Source organism: Streptococcus sp. 79, from assembly GCF_013277425.1.
Taxonomy (GTDB): Bacteria; Bacillota; Bacilli; order Lactobacillales; family Streptococcaceae; genus Streptococcus; species Streptococcus pseudopneumoniae.
In genome coordinates, this window is sequence record NZ_VMMW01000018.1 from 1 (window position 1) to 19,941 (window position 19,941).

Below are 19,941 nucleotides of genomic sequence, written 5' to 3' on the forward strand. Positions count from 1 at the left end.
AACAGAATCCAGCCCAATCCGCTTGGCTTCCTGAGCAAGAGAGCTACTTGCGCCAGCTTGTTTCAAAGCTTCCTCAGCCTTGCGCCTTGATTCTCGTAAAGGTTCATCATGAAAGCTATTGAAACGCTGATTGATAGTGTCAGACACTTCTTGCTTGACTTCTTCCGCTTTGGCCTTGGCAAGTTCTACTTGATCGTTAAAGTCCTTTTTGATTTTGTCGACCTTTTGGTCAAAATCTTTATCTGCTGCTTCAATCTGCGCTTGGATTTTCGCTTCAAAGCCATCTTGTTGCTTAATCTGCTTGGTAATCGTACCCTCGTAAGAATACTGCGTATCATTTCCAGCTTTACTATCTGCGCTGATACGACCTCTTAGACCACCTTTGAAAGTAAAGCTCTGACTTAAGACAGGAACTTTAAAGGTTTCTTTCTTGTTGGTCTGAATGGTTACCCACTGCCCAACCTCAAGCAGTAAATGCCCTTGGTAGTTGAGATTATACGGATAGTAAGTCAGGTTTTTCAGCTTGTAATACAGGTCGTTTAAGGCGCTCTGGGTCATGAAGACATTGTCTAGTTCCAAAGACCGACCTGTCTTCATACCAACCGTAAGAGGCTTCTTATCTGTCTTACAAGTAATACCAGCTATCTGATACTCAATCTCACTCTTGGTTAAACCATGTAGGAAGTAACTGTCTGCGTTTATCGTGATATTTGACTCAGTTAAATCACGGATTTCCATCTTCCCTTCTCGGTTGAAGAAACAAGACATCCCTATCATCTGAGTCATAGCGCTCAGCATATCCCTAAATGAAAGTTTCTTTCCTTCAGGAACTTGCTCGACATGGTAACGCATCGCGCTGATTCCGAAATAGTCATTCGCTAACTCAATGCCTGTTTTCAGGCAGATTTCCTGAATAACCTCTCGTACTTCAGCTGGGAAATGCAAATCTGTCACATACTCACGATTGAGCTTAAACATACCATCCATAAGTTCAAGTGTGGTTGTGTTGCGGTTTCGGTCAATCTCAATATCGTTGATGAAGTATTCCCCCATCTTGACCCACTGGTAGGTATCCCCAACCAGTAGACCAATCTCAGGGTGCAGGGTATCCAGCTTATTGAACGTGGTAATGATACTGGTAAAGGTAATTTTACCGCTACCAGCGCAGGTTCCACCAGGCTTATAAATATCGCCCTTGATGTAGCCATACTCAAAACTAGCCTCTTTGATATCCCGTGAAGTATAATCACCAACACGAATAGCCAGCGTCCTTTTCTTGGCAAACATGGCTCTGTCAAATTGTCGTCTAGTTAAAGCGTCCATTTTCTTACCTCTCTACCAGATTAAATTTAGCGCCAGACCAAGGTTTAAACTTCTCAGTAAAGGTATAGCTAGGAGCTGTCCTATCACCGACATAGAAAGTCTTTGTGACTTGGCCATCCATGGGGTCTGGATAAGACACCTCAAAAAATTCAGATGATACAGCATGTAAAAGCTGACTTAATTCTCCCTGAGTCATCATACCCCATTCACAGTCTAGTTTGCGTTTGGTCGTGATACGGTCACGCACCATGTCGCCATTGGCATTACGCCCTGTCTCTCCATCGATATCTTGAATACCGACTTGAAAAGATTTGGGAGGCTTCACAGCCACCCCATTGATTGTCAATTGTGCCATTTAACCTCCTAAATCTTGAGCAAGGTTTGACCTGCTCGTTCATGTTCCTTGTTAATTTCTTGGATAGCTACCCGTCCGAACTCATGGCCTGCGATTTGGATAACGATGTCGCCGTCGCCAGAAAATCCACCTTGTGGACCAACACCAGCCATGGCATTTACTACCGCACTGCTGACTACTCGCCCAAGTGTTTGGATAAATCCTGTATTTTCAAGTGGTACGACCGCCTCTTTACCTGCTTCACCAATCATGGCAATAGTTGGACTATCAACGATACCACCACGGGCAAGACGAGGAAGGCTAACTGTGCTTACACTTCCAATCCATCCCAGACCAGGTAAGTTTCTGACAACATCTAAAACACCATTAATCATGCCGATGAAGCCATTGACCACATTTTCAATCGTTCCAAGAACCGCATTGACTGCGCTCTTAAACGCTCCACCTACTGCCTCACCGACCATCTGACCAGCATTTACAAAGATACTTTTAACAGTGTCCCAAACTCCACTAAAGAAGTCACCGATAGAACTAAAAGCATCTTTTACTGCGTTGTAAGCATTAGTGAACATCTCACCAAACCAGTTTGAAACGCTGGAAAGCGCACTTGTAACATCGTTCCACCTTTCGCCAAACCATGAACCTAGTTTGCTGAAGATGTTTGTTAGACCAGTCCATGCTTTTTGGAACATGTCCGTAAACCATGCCCCGATATTAGCCAAAGCACTCGTCACATCCGCCCAACGTTGTCCGAACCATGAACCGATTGGTGTGAAGATATTAACGATAGCATCCCATCCTTGCTGGAACTTCTCGCCAAACCATTGACCTATTGGCTCAAAGATTTCTTGTAGCTTCGTCCATAGACCGCTGAAAAATTCGCCAATCGCTTGACAAATACCACTGATAAAATCACATAGTCCTTGCCATGCTGTTTTAGCAAACTCAACAACAGTGTCCCAATTTTGGTAGAGCAAGACACCAATAGCAATTAAGGCTGCGATTGCTGCAATAACTAAGGTTATTGGACTTGTCAAAACTGCTAACGCTGCATTAAAAGCCCATGTTGCAGCTGTAGCGACTCCTGCTGCCACAGAATGTGCAAATTCCGCCGCGGTTGCTAATCCCATTTTCGCTGTATGAGCAGTCCATGCTAGAGCTGATTTACCAAGTTCTAAAGCAGTTTTCCCTAGCTGTGCAATTGTTTTACCTGAATTGACAACAAAATCTTTTGCGTACAACGCATTCAAATAGATGGTTTCTCCGAAGCTGACCAATTTATCAAATGTCAAAGCTTTCAAAGCTAGTCCAAGATTTTTAATTCCGCTAACAATAAAGGAAACCTTACTACTTAATAATTCGAATGCTCCTGCAAGTCCCCCAGCTTGTTCAGCCCAAGACAAGAACTTAATCCCCTGCCATGCAGTTGCAAGCGTACCAATCACATTAGCAATTACAGAGATAATCTCTTTATTTTCTTTACACCAGTCAGAAAAAGCAGTAAAACCATCAGCAACTAGCTTGATTGTATCAGCTAGTAACTTCAATGCTTCTAGTATGATACCGCCTAATAAATCAGCGACGGTTTCAATACTTATGCCGAATGTGTTAGACAAGAACTCAGCAAAAGGTTGCCAAGAATTCTCCCAAAGTATTTGAATAATATCAATTAGCCCATTAAAAGCATTAGCAATAGAGTCAATAGCAGGGGCTACATGTTCATCATAAACACGACTTAAGCCATCGCCAAACTTATCAACAACACTCTCAATAGTTTCAAATATCGGAGCTACAATGTCCAAAAGACTTTGAAGCATTGATGAAATTTTAGGAGCGCTTGTCACAACGACTTTTTCAAAACCTTTAAACAAACTTCCTGCTAGTTTGCTACCGACTTCAACAATGGTAGATGTCAAGCTTAATAGAGTTGACACAATAGCGCTACCGATACGAACCGCACCGGTTGAGGTAATGACGTCGTAGAAAGCACTAGAAAAGGCCTGAGCGATGTTTCCTACTGCCTCTGCAATGTTACCAATATTATCAAACAAAGCAACTAGCGCCCTGGTAATGCGTTCCTTTTGCCTTCCAAGACCATTTGCAATACTTTCAGCGAGGAAAACACCGATACCTAGCCCGATAGTAGCTATTGAGCCTGTCACTTGCCCTAAAGCATAAGCGATTTTCTCAGCCATGCGATTAAAGGCATTCACAACCCTTGGGTCAGTGGCGATTTCTCCCATTGTCTTAGCTATTTGGTCTAAGGCGGTCTTAATGCGTTCAATACCTTCTGGTCTAAAGGCTGCATCAAAACCTTTTTTAAAGAGGTCAAACAACCCTTTCAGCTTATCTCCAAGACCGTCAAAAATGCTCTTGAACTGGTTGTCCATGTCGGTCAACTCGACTTCTGGCAAGATGTCTTTGAAAGGTCCGCCACCGCCTCCCTTTCCTTTACCACCTTTGCCACCGCCAGAACCGCCTGCATCATCGTCTTTTGGTTTTTGTAAGATGTTAATCTCATCAAATCCCAAAAGACCTAGCAACTCTTTAGCGGCCTTCTTAGCGTTTTTGGCTGAGTCTCCAAGATTATCAGCAAGTCCTCCTGCTGAATCTCCAGCGTCGTCAACAGCGTCGGCAAGGTCTCCTGCTCCGCCTGCAGCGTCTTTCATGGCGTTACCCATGTCTCCAACTGCTCCACCAACACCATCTTTCACTGTTGCTTTCTTGTTGAACATCAAAGCGATAAACTCCGCAAGTTTAGCCGTCACGTTCTTCAATACCATGGCAAAAGAGTTCAAGACAGGCATAATGGCATTGATAATCGGTAACATAGAGTTACCAAGGTTCAATGCTGCGTCCTTCATCAGCGACTTAAACAGGCTGATACGACCATTTACAGAATTAGACAAGGTATTCCCATACTTAGCTGTAGCCTGCTCCAGGATAGCCATTAGGCGGATTTGTTGCTGGGTTTGGTAATCCAACTGTTGCCAGCTCTGTCCGTTTGCGAACTTCTTAAAGGCTTCAGTGGATTCAATCATAGCCACGTTGACGTTGATTCCTAGGTCTTCTCAATAATGTTATCGCATGGCTTTTTATCCATACTTCTTACAATTTCTTGTAAGTTCGGCATATATTTTCACCTACAACCGAATTGTTTAGGTGCTTACCACTCGTGGGGATATTTTATTCTATGCTTTTTGACAAAACAAAAAGCACAGGTTCAATCCCTATGCTCTACGGTGACTAAGCTTTTTTAATTGCTTAGTTTACCTCGGTATCGTCATATTTTAATTACTTAAAATTTAGAGTTCTACCGATTTTGGTAAGTTCTTAATCCGCCTATTTCTAAGCGGTGCGACAAAAGTCTATCGCTTCCGTATTCCCTAGCAAACCTGAGCGAATCCGCTCCATAACGTCTGTAATCGTGCGCCCAGAACCTTCAGCAACAACTGCCGATGTCTGCAACATCTTAGCAGTATAGGCGCTTAGTTTGTTGGTGTCTTTGATAAATCCAGAAAATAAGTTTGAGTAGACTGCACCATAGTTAGTAGCCTCGCCCACACCCATATTCATGGCATTAGCGTTATCGTTAACCCATTTTAAGAAAGATTGCGAACTCTCACCCATCTGGCGCTTAATTTGGTTCATAGCCGCTGATACTTCAAGAGCTGTCTGCGTTGAATACATCCCAACATCAAGCAATTTCTTACCAAGGATTGCAAAACCAGCAAACTTAGCCAGCTTGCCAAACGCGCTACCGATTGAGCTCGACTGTTCACGAATTTTGGCAGTCGCGTTCTTCACTTGGTCAGATGTTCCTTTGACCTGATTCTCGACTTCTTTCATCTTCTTCCTGAAAGGCGCTATCTCAGCGTCAATCATGACCTTCAATTCATCAAGAGTTGCCATTCGCTTCCTCCTTCCTTTTTCGATTGTGTCTTTCTGCAAAATCACGCATCCGTTCCTTATGTAGCAAAAGCTCTTGTCTCTGTCGTTCCTGTTCTACTGCTTGTTGTTCTTCTACAAACAACTCAGGCGCATATTCCCAGAACTCAAAGACCTTGGCATCTTTGGATAACAATAAAGAAACGTGATTGGAAATCATCTGCGAAAGTCTGTACGAGTCAATAATCTTCTCTTTACGCTCTTGGATTTTGACACGGTTGTAGCTTTCAATCATTTCCCTGATTTCAAGCACCGTTAAATCCCAAAAATCAAGAGGCTTACCCCCGATGTCCAAAAACATAGGATAAAGCCTCTCAATAATCTGCGTTACCGTTAAGATTACTCGACTACTGTCATTTTCTTCTTGGAAGTTTTCTTGCCCTTGCTTCCTCGTGGAGTAAAACCCGACACTTCAAAGAGTGGCATTAAAACCTCTGTCATGAAGGTTGTTTGGTCTCCACCATTATCCACGTATTCATCGTATAGATCGTAGACATCCTCAAGAGAATACCCATTCTCATACTTTTGCAAAGCTCCATGAATCAAGAGCAATACAACTTTTAAAGGAGGCAAAGGAAACTCTTCGCCAGCTTCAGGCATGAAGATTTTCAGTAAGTTCATACCGATTTTTTCTTCAACTTTTGCTGCTTGATGAGATGAAAGTCGTAGTTTTAACTCTTTCTCATCGCTAATCTTCCAAATTGAGTAAGGTAACGCCATTTAATTAACCTCCAAGACCGTCTGTAAATTCCAATTCTGACTGCAATGCAATCTTAAGTGTGAACTCGATAACGGCATTGACACCGCCACCGCCCAGTTTAACAGATACTTGGCCTTCAAAATTGACCTTAGTACCGTCTGGATAAGCTTGTTCAAAGTAGAGTTTCTTCTTGTCGTCTGCTGCCTTACGCAATACACGGTAAGGAGCAGTTTCGCTTGAATTGTTATAAGAGAACTTGTATTCCAATTCCCCTGCATCACCAATACCAAATTCGTACTTCTTAACTTTATCTTCAAGAGTAGTGTTCTCTACTTTTTCAGGTTCGATACCAAACTCTGGTACTTCTTTCAATCCAACAAGCTTAGTATAGCTACCTTTGGTTTCGCTATAAGAAAGCGTAATTCCGTTTGCTAACATGTTTAATTCTCCATTCTAAATTGAAAAACAAGCTCTGAGTGTAAGTCAACAACCCCTTCAAAACGCATGACCTTATGTCTCAAATGGGACGGGTCTGGCACGTCTTGGCAGTCGGTTCTTCGTAAACCTAAAGACTCAAAAATCTGATTGATTTTAACAGCTAACTCACTAGTGCTTGTATCATCAAAGATATCCACCTTGTAGCGGATAGAGGATTTTTGTTCCTGGTCATCAAACCAATCACCCGGCTTGTTTTGTTCTTCCAAAAAAATAACGACTGGAAAAGTCTCCCAATCGCTAGGATACGTATCAGTCACATTATCTGCAACCTTTTGCAATTCTTTATAAATAACAGGCTTGATATTAATCATTTTATTTGTTCTCTTATCTTTCTACGGACATAATCCGAAATATTCTTAGACACACGCTCTTGATTGTCTCTCAAAGCTGGATAAAGATAAGGCTGAGCAGGTTGACCATACATCTTGTAGAACTCCCCAATCTTTTGAAAGTGGTAAGGCCCTACATTGATTTGGTCTTCATGCACATACCACGGACTAGAGCGATAAGTCACGCTGACTTCTGGAGAGATACCAGAATGGCTAGCCTGACCCTTGGGTCCTGTTCCAAACTCAACATAAGGAGCATAGTGTAGATTTGTGTAAACCTCACCTATAGCCTTATCTCCGTCCATTTTAACCCTAGTCTTGATACTGTTTCTAAGTTCTCCATTGTTGCCTGGTGCTAGTCTTTTAGCATCAGCTTGGACAACCTTTATAGCAGCATTGTGTACCGCACGTAAGACGATATCCTCGCCAGTTTTTTTACTAGCCAATCGTCTACATTTAGCTATGAGCCTATCTGCCCCTCGTAGCTCTGACACGCTCTAACTCCAAAACTTGATGATATGTGTAGACCTTTTTAGAGATAACCCTGTGAGTCACTTCCGTCGGGCTATCGATACACACACCATCTTTCACTTTGATAGTAGCTGACTTGTTGGCATTTGCGTTCAAAATATCATTGACACGCTCACCATACATCTCAGATTGTAGCTTACTGCTAGCTGGCCACAACTCAAGGCGGACTGTCTCAGCTTCCTTGGCATATCCTTCTTTTACGACGCCTTCCTCTGTGACAGTCTTTTCAAACCGTCGCATTGGATAAGGTTTCAGTCTACTCTGCTTCAAAAACATGACCTGCCACCCTTGCTAATCTGTGCATGCGTATACGCTGTAAAAGACCCGTAGACAGGCCGTTTTCTCCGTAGACTACTGCTATACCACCCTCGGTTCTGGAATGCTCTCCTTCCGCTCCTGAGCGGTTGTGGAGTTCGATAGCAACCTCAGGTATTAAGCGACTTAAAGCAGGTGTCAAAGATGTGCGATTCGTCTCTGACAAGATAAGATTTGTAGCCCTCGTTTGGAGCAACATGAGAAGCTGAGTATCTTCTTCGCCTGTCATTTTCTTCAGCAACTCTATAGACATATCAATCCTCTTCTAAAAACTCAGGCTCAGGGAGAATTTCCTCAAGAACGTCTGAGATAGCGACACCATTGCTGGCGAAATTATCTGCCAGCTCGGCATAGCGCTCCTCAGTAATCTCAAGTTCCTCTCCTGCCAGTCGTTTCACATTTAATTCCCAGTCATAGAAATCTTGTTTGATTTTAAATTTCACTTTTTAAATCCTCCAACACCTCTACAATTTCAGCTTTTGATAACTTATAGGCACCAGTTATGCCAGCTTCTTTAGCTAGATTCTTCAACTCTTCTAAAGTCTTATTTTCTAAATCAGAATACTGGCCAGCTTGCTCCTCTTGGATATAATGACGTCGTAGCAATAAGCTCATATCATCACCTCTTACTCACCGAATTTTACAACTCGTGTAGGGTCGTATAGGTAAACACCATAGTGTTTGTCACCAGTGATAACCGTTGTCTTTTTAAGGATGTCACGGTCTGTTTCGATAGCCACATCACGTTTTAGCATGATAACAAACGCACCATATTTATTGGCATCATCTGTCTGAGTCTGGCTAGGAGACACTTTGACAAGGAAACCTTTACCTTCTTCAACTTTTTTAGAGCGGACGATTTGCACACCAGCAACTTCACCAAAGGTCCCAGAAACAACCATATTTGCTCCAAGCTCTGAACCTTTGATCCATTCTTTCGCTACTGCAGTTTTTAGCTTAGTAGCATCTTTAGGGTTGATGATAGCAACATACTGTGCATCTTCTTCATCCTCAAAAATATCAAGAGCCTTATCAATTGCCTCAAGAGTTGTTGGAGTTTCTGCAACGTGCTGTGTTGCAGTCTTAGCCACAGCTACCAAATCATCATCAATCTTGTTAGCAATAGCCAAACCAAGCTGGTAAGTGGCTTGACCTAGTGGGTCACCAAGACCTGACAAAAGAGCTTCATCGGTAATTTCATAACCTTTAGCAGCCTTTTTGATGGTCATAGTAGTCTTTTTAGTAGTCAATTTGTCTGGAGAAATAGCTTGACCTTCTCCAACCTCAGTCGCATCTCCTGCGTACTCCCATGCTGGAACTGTTAGAGTGTTCCCTGGTTGTCCTTGGAGTGCTGTTTCCACATAAGCAAGTGGAGTAAATTTAATCAATTTAGGTAGTTTAGCGGAAACCATGTCCGCCATCACTTCTGGGTTAACCATAGTGGCTAGTTTAGTTTGTCCTGCTGTCATTTATTTTAACCTTTCAATTTCTTATAGAGTTCTGGGTTCTTTTGATAGAGTTCATTTCGACTCTGATAACCCATGCGAGCAAATTCTTCTTTTGTGATACCGTCACTATCGACTGGTGCTTGCTTCATTGGAGCTCCGCCTTTTAGCTTTTCTTGTACGCCTTTTTGCACGGCTTGTTCCCATGATTTCTGTAATACAGCGACAGACTGCGATACCGTCTCTGCGCTTGTCAAATCAACTACATTCACTAACTCAACAGGTAAGTCACGTTCACTTAGCATTGCTTTAGCTTCTGCGGTCAATTCCTTGCGAGCAATAGCCTTTTCACGGTCAGCTAGTTCTTGCTCACGCTGATCCAACTGATATTTCTGTTTCTCATCAGCGTTCATCTTGGCAAGCTTCTTAGCTTCGTTTTCCTTGGCTTCTTGCTCTGACTTCCACTTGGCAAACTTCTTATCGATGATAGCATCGACATCTGCGTCCGTGTACTTCTTCTCGTCTTGCGGTTGTTGTGCAGGTTCTGCAGGTACCTTTTGTTCTTCAACCGTTTCGACTGTTTGTGTTTCTTCGTTCATTGCGAACCTCCTATTTTTAAAGTCGTCCCCGACTGTCATTTCCATAGCTTTTAGAGTCTTCAATGCTTGGACAATATAAAAACCGTACGGGATTCCATACGGTTAGGGCATAATTAAATAAATAGTAGTCTAAAGGTTTCACGGCCTTTAGGTGTTATGAGAGTCTGTGTGCCAGACCATTGTGTTTTTTCGTTGAGTGTTTCCTTGACCTCAAACAAACCATCGTTTTTATTGGCTGTTGGTTGGAGCTTGCCTTTCTTATCTCGATAGATGTATTTTTTCTCCATCAAGAAGTCAATAAACTTACGCTCTTTGATTTTTAATTGTTTTGCTGTTTCTCGGAAGCTGGTCAGTAAGTTTCTATCTACTAGTTCATCGAAATAGTCTGCTTTCGGTTTCATTATGGTATTTTCAACGGAAAGTACAGCTTTTTCAGCTTCCAAGTGTTTAATGACTGCTTCTTTTTCTTTCAGTTGATTACCAGCCATAAGGAGCAAGTCTGCTAAGGCTTGTTTATTGTGTGTGATATTATAGGCCACTTGGTCGGTCATATAAGCGCCATGCTTACGAATAGAGGGCAGCACTTCGCTAGTGACCCAATCAGCAAATTTCTCTGCTTCTGGTTTGCGAGATTGAAAAACAAGTTTATAGAAATTCGCTTCGTTAATGAAGTTGGCTTGTTGTGTTCGTCCTAGACTGTCGGTGAGGTCGGTAGTAACGACCCCATCCTTATTTAGCCGTTTTAGTGCGTCGTTGTGATTTTTAATTTCCAAAACCTGACAACAATCTTTTAAGTTGAAATAAATTTCTTGATTAACTTCTGCCGTCCGCACTTCTCCGAATTGTTCATTTTTAAAAATTTGTAGTTCCATTTTTTATGCTCCTAGTTAAAAATTTTACTTCCTAAGATTTCTGTTTTATCTGTTGAGTTCATCAAAATAAAAGCAATTTCATCTAGTGTTGAATGAAGTAAACCGAATTGTTCATTAAAAGTATCAAAGAACTTTTTAGACATTTCTTTAAAAGCTGTATCGTCCTTAAGTTGAACCCAAGCCAAGGTTTCTGTCATATTGGTTGCCATTTCAACCGTTCTTCGAATATCTGCAAGCTCGTAGCCTAGATGAGTCAATTGTTCTTCTGTTAATTCAATTTTTGCCATTATAAAAACTCCTTTGCGGTATGACAAAGAAGCTCTTTTCTGATATAATGATTTCAGAAAGAGTTTCTTTCGTGCGATAGCTTAGAACCATCTGATTGGCGTTAGTGGGTTCTAGGCTATTTTTGTTTATTTAATTCTTGATATAACTTGTCAATACCCTTTCGGATAACACTAGATTTCGTGCTATCCGTTTTTTTTGCAATTTCTTCAAGTTTATCAACCGTTTCGTCATCAACTCGAACTCGCAACATGGTATTTTTAGGCTTATCTTTGAATTGTTCTTTTCGTGCAAGCAATTTGCTCACCTCCTTTTTGTTGCTACAATGTCAGTATATAACTTTGTAGCAACAAAGTCAAGAGGTTTTTTGAAAAAATTAAAAATAAGAAAAGCACTTAGATTTCTCTAGGTGCTTAAGAGTAGTGGACGGTGTGCCTGTCCCGTCATCTCATACTATGAAGTTGCGTAGCGACACTATCATCTCTACCTCACTTCTCTTTAGAATAATTATATCAAATCTATTCATTTTTGTCATAGATTTTTTTGTTTTTATTAAGTAGTCTTTTCAGAGTTTTGTCAGACACTCTCATAGCTGTTATTATTGAATTGTCAAAGTCTGTATTTGATAATCTAACAACTACATTTACACTATTCTCAAGACTTTTACCTAAAACTAAAATGCTATTATCGTTTTTATGATCTATCAAAATCATATCAGGCTTTTTTATTACCCCATGAACAATTCCCTCTACATCATCACCTATATCAGAATGACCTTCCAATATATGCTCAAACCGTTCAGGTCTCAAAACTATTCTTGAGTTATTAAAGAAATCAAAGTGGCTTAAAACTTTTTCTTCAGCTGCTTTAGGTAACCTTTCTTCAAACAATATATCACTAGTTGTTTTAGGCGTTCCTTCATCATGTTTGATAGACTCTATATTACCATCCACATACTTGCTATACCACTCTTTATAAGTCATATCAGCAGGTACTAGCTCGGTCTTACCTGTTTCTGGATTCCTTGCTCTGCGCTTCAGCTTGCTGTAGTCTGCATCCTCGTCGTGTGCGACAGTAGTAGACCTACACCAAGGGTGCATAGGCGGGCAATTGACACCAGGGACAGCCTTATCCCTATCATAGACCTGATTGTCATGCTCCTGACAAATGCGTGATGTACGCTTGTCTAAGACGGCCACAAAGATATACTTTTCTATGTCTGCTTCCTCATAGCTGAGTAGTTCCATTTGGTTGTGAAAAAAGGCTGATTCTGTCCGAACCAAACGTCTTGCATCGTTCTGACCTACATTGAACCTCTCAGCAATTGCTTGTGCCGTTTCTCGTGTTCCTCTTCCTGTCATGAGGCTCATGAGTAGTTCATCTTTTATGCTAGAAGTAAGCTTCCCCGTATTCTTCCAGATGTTTGTTGAGTAGGTACTTCCATCTCCTACCCAACTAAAAGACTGTAGATGTTTAATCTCGCTCTCAGGAAGCCCAGAAAAGCCATATGCCAGCCCTGTCTGCTGTTGCAGGTCAAAGGTAGCCTTGTAGTAACTATCCTTCATCAGGTCGCTATAGAAGGCGTCTGAGCCCGTCTTCTCTGAATGATAGATAGATTCACGCATACGATCTAAATCATCACTCAAACGCTCTAGACGCTTCATACGGAAAGAATAAGCCGAACTATCTAAGTCAGCTAGTAATCTTTGGATGTTCGGGTCATTCGGTCTCGCTTCAAGTACTTTACGAAGTTCATTCAGATTTTTCTTGTCTTTCATGTTCTTCAAGACTTGTCTAGCTTCTACCTGACTTAGACCATAATCACGTTGGAACTTATCAAAAATCTTATTGACTTCCTTATCCAAGTAAGTCTTGGCTTCCTGATAGACCTTATCGAACTGGTCTGCCTGCTTTTCGGCCTTGTCCATCTGCTGGTAAATCAGATTGGCTTTCCTCTTCGCCCAATACTCCTGATTCTTCATCCTCTACCTCGTCTTCGGGTTTCGTGTTGTCTTTGTTGAACATCGGCATGTCTTCCATGTTCTTCTTTTTCTCTTCTTCCAAGGCTTCCAGCTCAGCGTCAGGGTCTTCCACAAACGGCAAGAGAGAAATAAGCTGTCTATTTGTCACTTTACCTTCCAAGTTATTCACGATCTGAGAGATTTCTAGTAAGTTTTTAGGCAAACCACGACTGAATTGCGGAACGATTGAATGAGACTCTAAAGCAATCTGCTTCATACCCAAGTAATGAGCAAAAATCGCAATACGTTGTCTTAATCCACGCTTATAGTTCGCTTCCTTGGTCTTAGTAATCATCTCAAGGCCCATCAGCTTAAATTCCATAGCTCAATTTTGTTACCGTAGAGGCTCTTTATCCTCTACTTCTTACGGTTTCCCGTAAGTTCAGACTATCTCTTCACCCTTATCAGGGTGTCGGATTTCGTGGATATTTCTGCATATAAAAAAACGATACTATGTACCGTTTCTCACTTAGCTTACTCTATCTAGTCGTTAAACCTTACTGATATTTCTACCAGCAGTGGTAATTGATTAGCTTCAGTAATATGTCACAAATCTCCCTTTTTCATCTCGAACAATTGTCTTACCAGACATGTCCACACCTTTTGAAAATTGTCTTAAATCGTATTTTTTATAATTCAATAAGATATCATCTATTGTTTCATCATTAACGATTATATCATCTCGTTTTATGGAACGATAATATCTGTAGACAAGAGTTGAAAAAGAAATGTTGTTTTCTTCAGATAATTTTTTTAGATAGTCTCTCAAGATATATCCCTTATACTTAACGTTATCAGAACGATTACGTTTATTTGTATGTTCAGGAACCCACCTACAATTACTTGGTGAGTAGTCTTTGTCATTATCTATCCTATCTAATTGCAAACCAAATTCTACTCCGTTTTGCATTGCCCAACTTCTGAACTTAGCTACATCACTAAATTCATCAGAAACACCTATTCCACGTTTCCCATACCATTTATAAGCCCAATGTTTTTCATCATAACACCTTGCTAACATAGAGTAATAAACTTGATTTAGATGTTTGTGCATTTTATCTTTTATCATTCATTTTCTCCTAGATATTTATACTCTTATTATACCATAACAGAATATAAATATCTAGGTTATTACTGTTTTGCGCCTTCCAATTTTAACCCGATTTATTACCTCAAAGTTACCTTTGAGGAGGGCAACTATTTTACCCCTGATGTATTCCCTGCGAAGTTCTCATCAGTAAGATTCGGCACATGGCTAAATGTGTAGATGTCCTCTTTAAGAGCTGTACGCAAGATTTCCGTAGCACTTTCATCCAGCGTATTCTTCAAGAACTCGGCTCTTGCACTATCGCCCGGCAATTCCAAAAGACCTTCTTCAGAAAGAATCTTCATCGCTACCTTGGCATCTTCTGGAGTGTCTGCTAACTGCGTGCCATACAAGACAAGTATAGACTCTACAGCCTGTTCCTTATCATTGACACGATTCCCCATCAAGGAATTATAAGCGTCTATCAAGCTAATTTGTTGCTCATAGTCACCAATTGCAAAGTGATTGTTGCGATATTCGATAATTGGGATTTGACCAAGGTTGTGAGGTGTTGCCTCCTCGCTCTGAGTTGTTCCTGAATCTGTACTTCTCAGCACCATGTGATAGTGCAGATTTTCGGTAAAGACCTCAGCCTGGTGCTTGGTAGTGTCTTTCGTATCGTCTTTTACTTCATAGTAATAGACCGCAAACAAGGGCTTCCGCTCAATGCTATCATCGTAGACCATGAAGGTGTTTTCTGGGTCAATACTAGTTGAGTCCAACTCAGTCAATCCCTCTTTAGCATAGATGTACTCGTAAGCACGACCATAGATGGCCATGTTCAAAGCATTCTGAGCATCTACTTGGTCAATCTCAGCACCATCAAAGGCTGTAAGTAGTTCATCGATATCACCGTCAGCAGTATTGTTATACTTGATAGGATTGCCCATAAAATAGCCCGTAGCCGTGTCTGCGATATCCTTGGCATGATTGGCTACCGTCTTGTAATTAGGTGCGTTCACGTTGCGTCTCGTGTGTTCTAAGATAGCATGCTCACCCAAATAGTAGCTTTTAAGCTTCTTCAAATGCGAGCCTTCAGTGCTATGTATCGTTATCAATTTGTAAATCAGGTCTTTCTTCAAAGAACCCTCATCGTATCCATCCCGTGGATAGGTTAAATATTGGTACATGTCTTTCCTCTCTATAGACCATAATCAGAACGTCTGCGGACGGTTGCTTTCCCACCTTCGATACATTGAAGGCTGTAACGTAGAGCATCCATCAAGTGGTTGTTTTTATCTTCTGGTTTATTCAGCCAATTTCCTTCTTTGTCTTGTTGATAACAATAGCTATAAAATTCATCCATGATGTTTTTACAATTCGGATGCACATAAATAGCGTATCCTTGTAACTTGGATACGCCAGCCATAATACTATCCTTACCTTTCCGACTCTCTTTAATTCGAGATATTCCATGTTCTGACCTTAGTTCCTCAATCAGTCGCAATTCAGCACTATCGGCAATGATTTGTGAGCGATGATAACCTTTGTCTTTTATCATCTTCGCAACTTCTTTGGTTATCAATCCGACTTTATACGCCTCATCAAAGACATAAATCTCTTTCGTCGTATCATTTATCAATGAACAGCACAAAGCAGTCGGGTCGTGAGTGAAACCAAAGTCAAGACCGATACATAATTTATTAGCTGAATCTTGTAGTAGTTCATCTTTATTGAATTCTTTGACAGTCACGTTTTCATAGATTAAACCTTCAGCAACTCCCCACTCGCCATCACATACGATTCTAGCCCGTCTCGGGTTCGTGTGATACAAATCCTCATATCGTTTGATATCGACTTCATCAAGCCACTCGTTGCATTTATAAGTAGTCGTAGTAGCGAATGTATCAGCTCGTCTCGTTTCTTCATCAAAAAACACACGTTTGAGCCAGTGCCTCTCATTCCACGGGTTAAATGTGACTGTGATTTGTTTAAAGAAATCAGGTACGTCTAAGCTACCACGGATTGACTCAACAACCGTACTGAACTTGTCTTCAGTCTCAATTTGATACGCTTCCTCGAACCATGCCCAACAAAGACTGCCGACATCGACCGTGATAGATGTGATTTTTAGTTCATCATCCAGACCACGAAACAGGATTTTTTGACCGGTCGCTTTTATAGTTATTTCAGGCAAAGACTCGTTGAATTTAAATAAATGAGTCACACCTAACACATTACACGCCCATTTAAAATCCGTATAGGTAGATTGTTTGTTTGTATTCGAATATCTACGAATGACAAGCAAGTTAGCCCAAGGATATTTCAAAAGACGGACAACGTAATTTAATGCAGTTGTCTTGGACTTCTTCGAACCACGGGAACCTTTTACAACACGATAAAGATGTCTTGAGCGCCAAAACTGTCCGTACCCAACGCCTATTGTTTTTGGTAGGTCAACAACAATATCATTCTGTTTAATCTGGTATGTCTGACTCATTCGCAAACACCACCGTTCCAGAAACGTCAGCCTCTACCTTGTCTGTCCAAAGCCTATGCCGTTTTCCTAAAAGTTCGGCTGCCTTGATTCGATCTTTTGCTCCGACATCAATATCCGTAATCGTTTGACCTAACTCTCCTATGCTTATCAAGGTCTGTTCTTGCATCTCTCCTCGCATTACTGATGTTAGATAACTAAGGACTTCTTGCTGATCTGCAATTTTCTCAGAATCAAGCTGCTTCAGTCGTTCATCTATATAGCTTTTAATCTTAGGATTCTTTAGTAATTTATGTCCTTCGACACCTGCCACCCTATCGCTAGAAACACTATAACCTGCTTTCTTATAAGCTTCCGTCGCATTACCTGAGATGATGTACTCATCTGCGAATCTCTTTTGTTTTATTCTCAATCCACTCAATTTTCCATCACCACCTTTCGACAAAATAAAAAGTCACACGATGTGCGACCTTCCTGCAAGACGACTACAACCTTGCTTGTGTATTAAATTTTGACTTCTTTTTTATTTTTTGTAGTCTTTACAACCTCTGAGGGAATCAAACCCTCTAGCTTATAACTTATCCGGAGTATAATTAGCTACGCAATCATGCAAGGTCTAGTCGCTCCGCAACCATTTGTAAGTTAATGAGTGATATATGAATGCTAAGCCTACTGCCTACCCCATTCTGGGACACAAACACTCAAATGACAGCAGCTGGAATCGAACCAACTGGTCTAGCAGTAAAACGCACGTTTGGTAAAAGTTTCAAGGAGACCCAAACAACCTGCTAACCTGTCCTTACTGTCTAAGAGGCCGAAGCCTCGGAAAAATATAATAAAGTATAAAGGAGACGTCAATTGACCTATCACTTGACAATACTATTTTACCATGTAAAATAAGCCATTTCCTAGCAATTTACTTGCAAATATCTCCCAAAAATTTACGAAAGACAATCAGCTTACCTTTTCGATAGGCTTCCGCAAATTCCAAAGCACCTCTACTAAGCATGCGATAGAACTCACTTTCAGAATAGCCTAAGTCCATATAGATAGCCTTGTCTGATAATTGGATTTTCATATCCATGTACTTCTTTGCTATAACCTGCCGAACGTATGGATCCATAATGCAGTTCACAGCTCTCTCAATTTCCAAAACCTCTGCCTCTGCATCCACATGTTCGATAACCATATTCTCAGTGGCTGTGTTCTTACCAGTAAACGTCTTTGGTTCAAATGAGTAGGTCGTTGTAATTTTAGGCAAATACTCAGCGCCTGCCATTCGGACATACGAGCGATAACTCTCTAGAACGTCATATACATTTTTTTTGGTAAATTGCACGTCAACGCTTTTTAATAACCTCACAACATCGCTCCTTTATGATATAATATTTTTAGCGAACATATCACAAAGGAGTCAGCTGTGCTGGCTTTTTTCTTGCTTTGTTCCGTTTTTATATGTATACTGTATGTATACAAAATAAAGGAGAAACAAATGAATACTGTTAAAACTCGTAAGGTTGGGAACTCTGTCACTGTGACCATTCCCAAAACACTCAATGTTCCAGAAGGTCAGGAAATGTTTGTCTACAAGGGTGTAGATAATGTCATTGTCCTAGCTCCAAAAATTCCAGACCCATTTAGCGGCGATGCAGACCTACGCATGGAAGATGACTTTGAAGGGGTAAAATTCCTTGACAGCGAAATATGATTACATTCCAGAAAAACAGGACATCATCTGGATTGACTTCGACCCGTCTGTTGGACGTGAGATTCAGAAACGCCGTCCTGCTATTGTCGTCTCGCGTAGAGAATATTCGGAGCGGACGGGATTTGTTGCTGTATGCCCTATTACACACGGTCAAAGCAGACTAGAAGAACAAGGTCTGCTCGTTCCTGTGCGTTCCAATAAGGTAGATGGCTCTGTCAATCCACTCCAACTCTATACTTTTGACTTTAGAGAGCGCAGGGCTCAAAAAATCACAACCATGGATACAACCAGTTTTCAGAAGGTTGTCCAACTCTACAATTTCATCTTCGAAGCCTAGTCCTTATGGATTGGGCTTTTTTATTCCTCCAAAAATTCAGGGTTTTCGTAGATGTTGCCGATGACTTCTTCATGCTCAGTCCACGCATATCCTTCTCCCAAGTCTTTTAGGTATACAGCTGGCATTCCACCTATGAATGTACCACCATATTCTTTTTCTAAATACACTTCATGTGGACATCCTCTTGTGCATTTGATAATATCTCCGACAAAGACCTCTTTGCCGTTCTTATCCTTGAGTCCTGTTGATTGCATGAGGATCAATTCTGACTTTTCGATAGGAATAAGAAGTTTGGAGTCCGATGTTGGTTTTTCCATGTTGCAAATCAAGCCGTTATCTGTGATAAAAAAATGTTCTACGAATTTCTTTTCTACGCTATCCCACACTCTAAATTTTGGTGTCATGCCAAATCCTCCTCCTTCACAAAGCTGCCATCAATCCAACGACCCTTGCGATCTTTGATTTCTTGGTATGCCAGTTCAAAACACTCTTCAAAATCATAACCTAGCGACTTGCTGATTGATTTTAGATGACCAATCAATAGAGTCAATGATTTTATACGTAAGGTCATAAGTTTCAGATGTTGTTCTGTTTGAATGTTGCTAATACATGTATTTGCGTACGCGAATGATGTCATAATATCGTTCTTTCTAACATTCTTCGACTCTTCAAAAATACTATCCAAATCCACTTTGCTCAACAATCCCAGACCGACAATCACGACTGCGCAATCTCCAATGCTATCCTTGGTCAGCTTCTCATTCTTCTTGAGATAGCCTGCGCACAACTCACCGAACTCTTCGCTAAGTTTTAATGACTGCTTGTCTAGTCGTCCACCGTTTTCTAAATCACGGTCAATAAACCATTGTTTGACTTTTTCTAGTGTGTTCATAGTAGTACCTCATCCCCTACTCTAATCTTCTCATACACGTCCTTAGTAACTACGAAAATGCCGTAGTCACGAATCGTAAGCGTGTATAATTTGCCATGTCGTCCTTTCTCGACGACCTTACCAAATATCTCAGCGCCTGCGTTATCCGCCTTGTAGATAACCATCGGCTTTTTCTTTTCTAGTTCTGCAATCCTGTCCATCTGCCAGATGTTTAGTCCAGCAGATACCAGAATCCAGATTGCTATGAATCGTTTCAATC

General features: G+C 41.1%; 26 protein-coding genes and 4 pseudogenes. 2 read left to right on the forward strand and 28 right to left on the reverse strand.

Going from position 1 to position 19,941, the window contains the following annotated elements:
* The 25 genes and pseudogenes from HT729_RS04360 to HT729_RS04480 all read right to left on the reverse strand — a co-directional run.
* A pseudogene (locus tag HT729_RS04360) lies at nt 1–1,323 on the reverse strand (peptidase S74); the annotation flags it as partial.
* Between the two features lie 4 nt (nt 1,324–1,327).
* Nucleotides 1,328–1,678, reverse strand: a complete 351-nt coding sequence (locus HT729_RS04365; RefSeq protein ID WP_000068028.1) for a DUF6711 family protein — start codon at nt 1,676–1,678, stop codon at nt 1,328–1,330.
* A gap of 8 nt (nt 1,679–1,686) precedes the next feature.
* Nucleotides 1,687–3,729 carry a hypothetical protein gene (locus HT729_RS04370; protein WP_172931721.1) on the reverse strand — a complete coding sequence of 681 codons (2,043 nt, stop codon included), beginning with the start codon at nt 3,727–3,729 and terminating at the stop codon, nt 1,687–1,689.
* A 1,315-nt stretch (nt 3,730–5,044) separates the two neighbouring features.
* Nucleotides 5,045–5,590 (reverse strand): annotated as a pseudogene (locus HT729_RS04375) (hypothetical protein); the annotation flags it as partial.
* Nucleotides 5,577–5,927, reverse strand: coding sequence for a hypothetical protein (locus tag HT729_RS04380; RefSeq protein ID WP_172925174.1), 351 nt, complete (start codon nt 5,925–5,927; stop codon nt 5,577–5,579). The pseudogene HT729_RS04375 and the gene HT729_RS04380, both read right to left, overlap by 14 nt.
* Before the next feature lie 38 nt (nt 5,928–5,965).
* Nucleotides 5,966–6,346, reverse strand: a complete 381-nt coding sequence (locus tag HT729_RS04385) for a DUF6096 family protein (RefSeq protein WP_001207822.1) — start codon at nt 6,344–6,346, stop codon at nt 5,966–5,968.
* A gap of 4 nt (nt 6,347–6,350) precedes the next feature.
* Nucleotides 6,351–6,764 carry a phage tail tube protein gene (locus HT729_RS04390; protein ID WP_000880679.1) on the reverse strand — a complete coding sequence of 138 codons (414 nt, stop codon included), beginning with the start codon at nt 6,762–6,764 and terminating at the stop codon, nt 6,351–6,353.
* A 2-nt stretch (nt 6,765–6,766) separates the two neighbouring features.
* On the reverse strand, nt 6,767–7,135 hold the full coding sequence (locus HT729_RS04395) for a hypothetical protein (RefSeq protein ID WP_000608236.1): 369 nt from the start codon (nt 7,133–7,135) through the stop codon (nt 6,767–6,769).
* Entirely contained in the window at nt 7,132–7,647 is a 516-nt protein-coding gene (locus HT729_RS04400) for an HK97-gp10 family putative phage morphogenesis protein (protein WP_007284942.1), read from the reverse strand. Before HT729_RS04400 ends, HT729_RS04395 begins: the two co-directional genes overlap by 4 nt.
* A complete protein-coding gene (locus HT729_RS04405) occupies nt 7,622–7,960 on the reverse strand; it encodes a hypothetical protein (RefSeq protein ID WP_000478948.1) in 339 nt (112 codons plus the stop codon). Before HT729_RS04405 ends, HT729_RS04400 begins: the two co-directional genes overlap by 26 nt.
* On the reverse strand, nt 7,941–8,252 hold the full coding sequence (locus HT729_RS04410) for a phage head-tail connector protein (RefSeq protein ID WP_000021227.1): 312 nt from the start codon (nt 8,250–8,252) through the stop codon (nt 7,941–7,943). Before HT729_RS04410 ends, HT729_RS04405 begins: the two co-directional genes overlap by 20 nt.
* Nucleotide 8,253: 1 nt before the next feature.
* Nucleotides 8,254–8,442: a hypothetical protein gene (locus HT729_RS04415; RefSeq protein ID WP_000669344.1), complete on the reverse strand. Its 189-nt coding sequence runs from the start codon at nt 8,440–8,442 to the stop codon at nt 8,254–8,256.
* Complete coding sequence (locus HT729_RS04420; protein ID WP_000054933.1) at nt 8,432–8,614, reverse strand: Rho termination factor N-terminal domain-containing protein; 183 nt, start codon at nt 8,612–8,614, stop codon at nt 8,432–8,434. Before HT729_RS04420 ends, HT729_RS04415 begins: the two co-directional genes overlap by 11 nt.
* Before the next feature lie 11 nt (nt 8,615–8,625).
* Nucleotides 8,626–9,468, reverse strand: coding sequence for a N4-gp56 family major capsid protein (locus HT729_RS04425; RefSeq protein ID WP_172926143.1), 843 nt, complete (start codon nt 9,466–9,468; stop codon nt 8,626–8,628).
* Between the two features lie 5 nt (nt 9,469–9,473).
* Nucleotides 9,474–10,043, reverse strand: coding sequence for a DUF4355 domain-containing protein (locus tag HT729_RS04430; protein ID WP_001001558.1), 570 nt, complete (start codon nt 10,041–10,043; stop codon nt 9,474–9,476).
* A gap of 113 nt (nt 10,044–10,156) precedes the next feature.
* Nucleotides 10,157–10,915, reverse strand: a complete 759-nt coding sequence (locus HT729_RS04435; RefSeq protein ID WP_172931716.1) for a phage antirepressor KilAC domain-containing protein — start codon at nt 10,913–10,915, stop codon at nt 10,157–10,159.
* An 11-nt stretch (nt 10,916–10,926) separates the two neighbouring features.
* A complete protein-coding gene (locus HT729_RS04440) occupies nt 10,927–11,202 on the reverse strand; it encodes a hypothetical protein (protein WP_054392817.1) in 276 nt (91 codons plus the stop codon).
* Between the two features lie 116 nt (nt 11,203–11,318).
* Nucleotides 11,319–11,498, reverse strand: coding sequence for a ribbon-helix-helix protein, CopG family (locus HT729_RS04445; protein WP_033675919.1), 180 nt, complete (start codon nt 11,496–11,498; stop codon nt 11,319–11,321).
* Between the two features lie 220 nt (nt 11,499–11,718).
* Nucleotides 11,719–13,182 carry a minor capsid protein gene (locus tag HT729_RS04450; protein ID WP_240164416.1) on the reverse strand — a complete coding sequence of 488 codons (1,464 nt, stop codon included), beginning with the start codon at nt 13,180–13,182 and terminating at the stop codon, nt 11,719–11,721.
* A pseudogene (locus HT729_RS04455) lies at nt 13,091–13,546 on the reverse strand (phage portal protein); the annotation flags it as partial. The gene HT729_RS04450 and the pseudogene HT729_RS04455, both read right to left, overlap by 92 nt.
* 210 nt (nt 13,547–13,756) lie before the next feature.
* Nucleotides 13,757–14,290 (reverse strand): hypothetical protein, encoded by a 534-nt coding sequence (locus HT729_RS04460; protein ID WP_000588570.1) that lies wholly within the window; start codon nt 14,288–14,290, stop codon nt 13,757–13,759.
* A gap of 134 nt (nt 14,291–14,424) precedes the next feature.
* Nucleotides 14,425–15,438 (reverse strand): annotated as a pseudogene (locus tag HT729_RS04465) (phage portal protein); the annotation flags it as partial.
* Nucleotides 15,439–15,449: 11 nt separating this feature from the next.
* A complete protein-coding gene (locus HT729_RS04470; protein WP_172931718.1) occupies nt 15,450–16,748 on the reverse strand; it encodes a PBSX family phage terminase large subunit in 1,299 nt (432 codons plus the stop codon).
* Nucleotides 16,726–17,166 (reverse strand): terminase small subunit, encoded by a 441-nt coding sequence (locus tag HT729_RS04475; RefSeq protein ID WP_172931719.1) that lies wholly within the window; start codon nt 17,164–17,166, stop codon nt 16,726–16,728. The genes HT729_RS04470 and HT729_RS04475 overlap by 23 nt, the downstream gene beginning before the upstream one ends.
* A gap of 495 nt (nt 17,167–17,661) precedes the next feature.
* A complete protein-coding gene (locus HT729_RS04480) occupies nt 17,662–18,108 on the reverse strand; it encodes an ArpU family phage packaging/lysis transcriptional regulator (RefSeq protein WP_001237927.1) in 447 nt (148 codons plus the stop codon).
* 129 nt (nt 18,109–18,237) lie between these two features.
* Here HT729_RS04480 and HT729_RS04485 point away from each other — a divergent pair, with 129 nt between their 5' ends.
* Nucleotides 18,238–18,453 (forward strand): AbrB family transcriptional regulator, encoded by a 216-nt coding sequence (locus HT729_RS04485; RefSeq protein WP_001098945.1) that lies wholly within the window; start codon nt 18,238–18,240, stop codon nt 18,451–18,453.
* A complete protein-coding gene (locus HT729_RS04490; protein WP_112445311.1) occupies nt 18,437–18,790 on the forward strand; it encodes a type II toxin-antitoxin system PemK/MazF family toxin in 354 nt (117 codons plus the stop codon). Before HT729_RS04485 ends, HT729_RS04490 begins: the two co-directional genes overlap by 17 nt.
* Before the next feature lie 20 nt (nt 18,791–18,810).
* On the opposite strand, the gene HT729_RS04495 is transcribed toward HT729_RS04490, so the two are convergent.
* The 3 genes from HT729_RS04495 to HT729_RS04505 are packed head-to-tail and all read right to left on the reverse strand — an operon-like array spanning nt 18,811 to nt 19,939.
* A complete protein-coding gene (locus HT729_RS04495; protein WP_172931720.1) occupies nt 18,811–19,194 on the reverse strand; it encodes a YopX family protein in 384 nt (127 codons plus the stop codon).
* Nucleotides 19,191–19,682 carry a MazG-like family protein gene (locus HT729_RS04500; RefSeq protein WP_001093849.1) on the reverse strand — a complete coding sequence of 164 codons (492 nt, stop codon included), beginning with the start codon at nt 19,680–19,682 and terminating at the stop codon, nt 19,191–19,193. Before HT729_RS04500 ends, HT729_RS04495 begins: the two co-directional genes overlap by 4 nt.
* Nucleotides 19,679–19,939 (reverse strand): DUF1372 family protein, encoded by a 261-nt coding sequence (locus tag HT729_RS04505; protein WP_023937170.1) that lies wholly within the window; start codon nt 19,937–19,939, stop codon nt 19,679–19,681. Before HT729_RS04505 ends, HT729_RS04500 begins: the two co-directional genes overlap by 4 nt.
* Between the last annotated feature and the right edge of the window lie 2 nt (nt 19,940–19,941).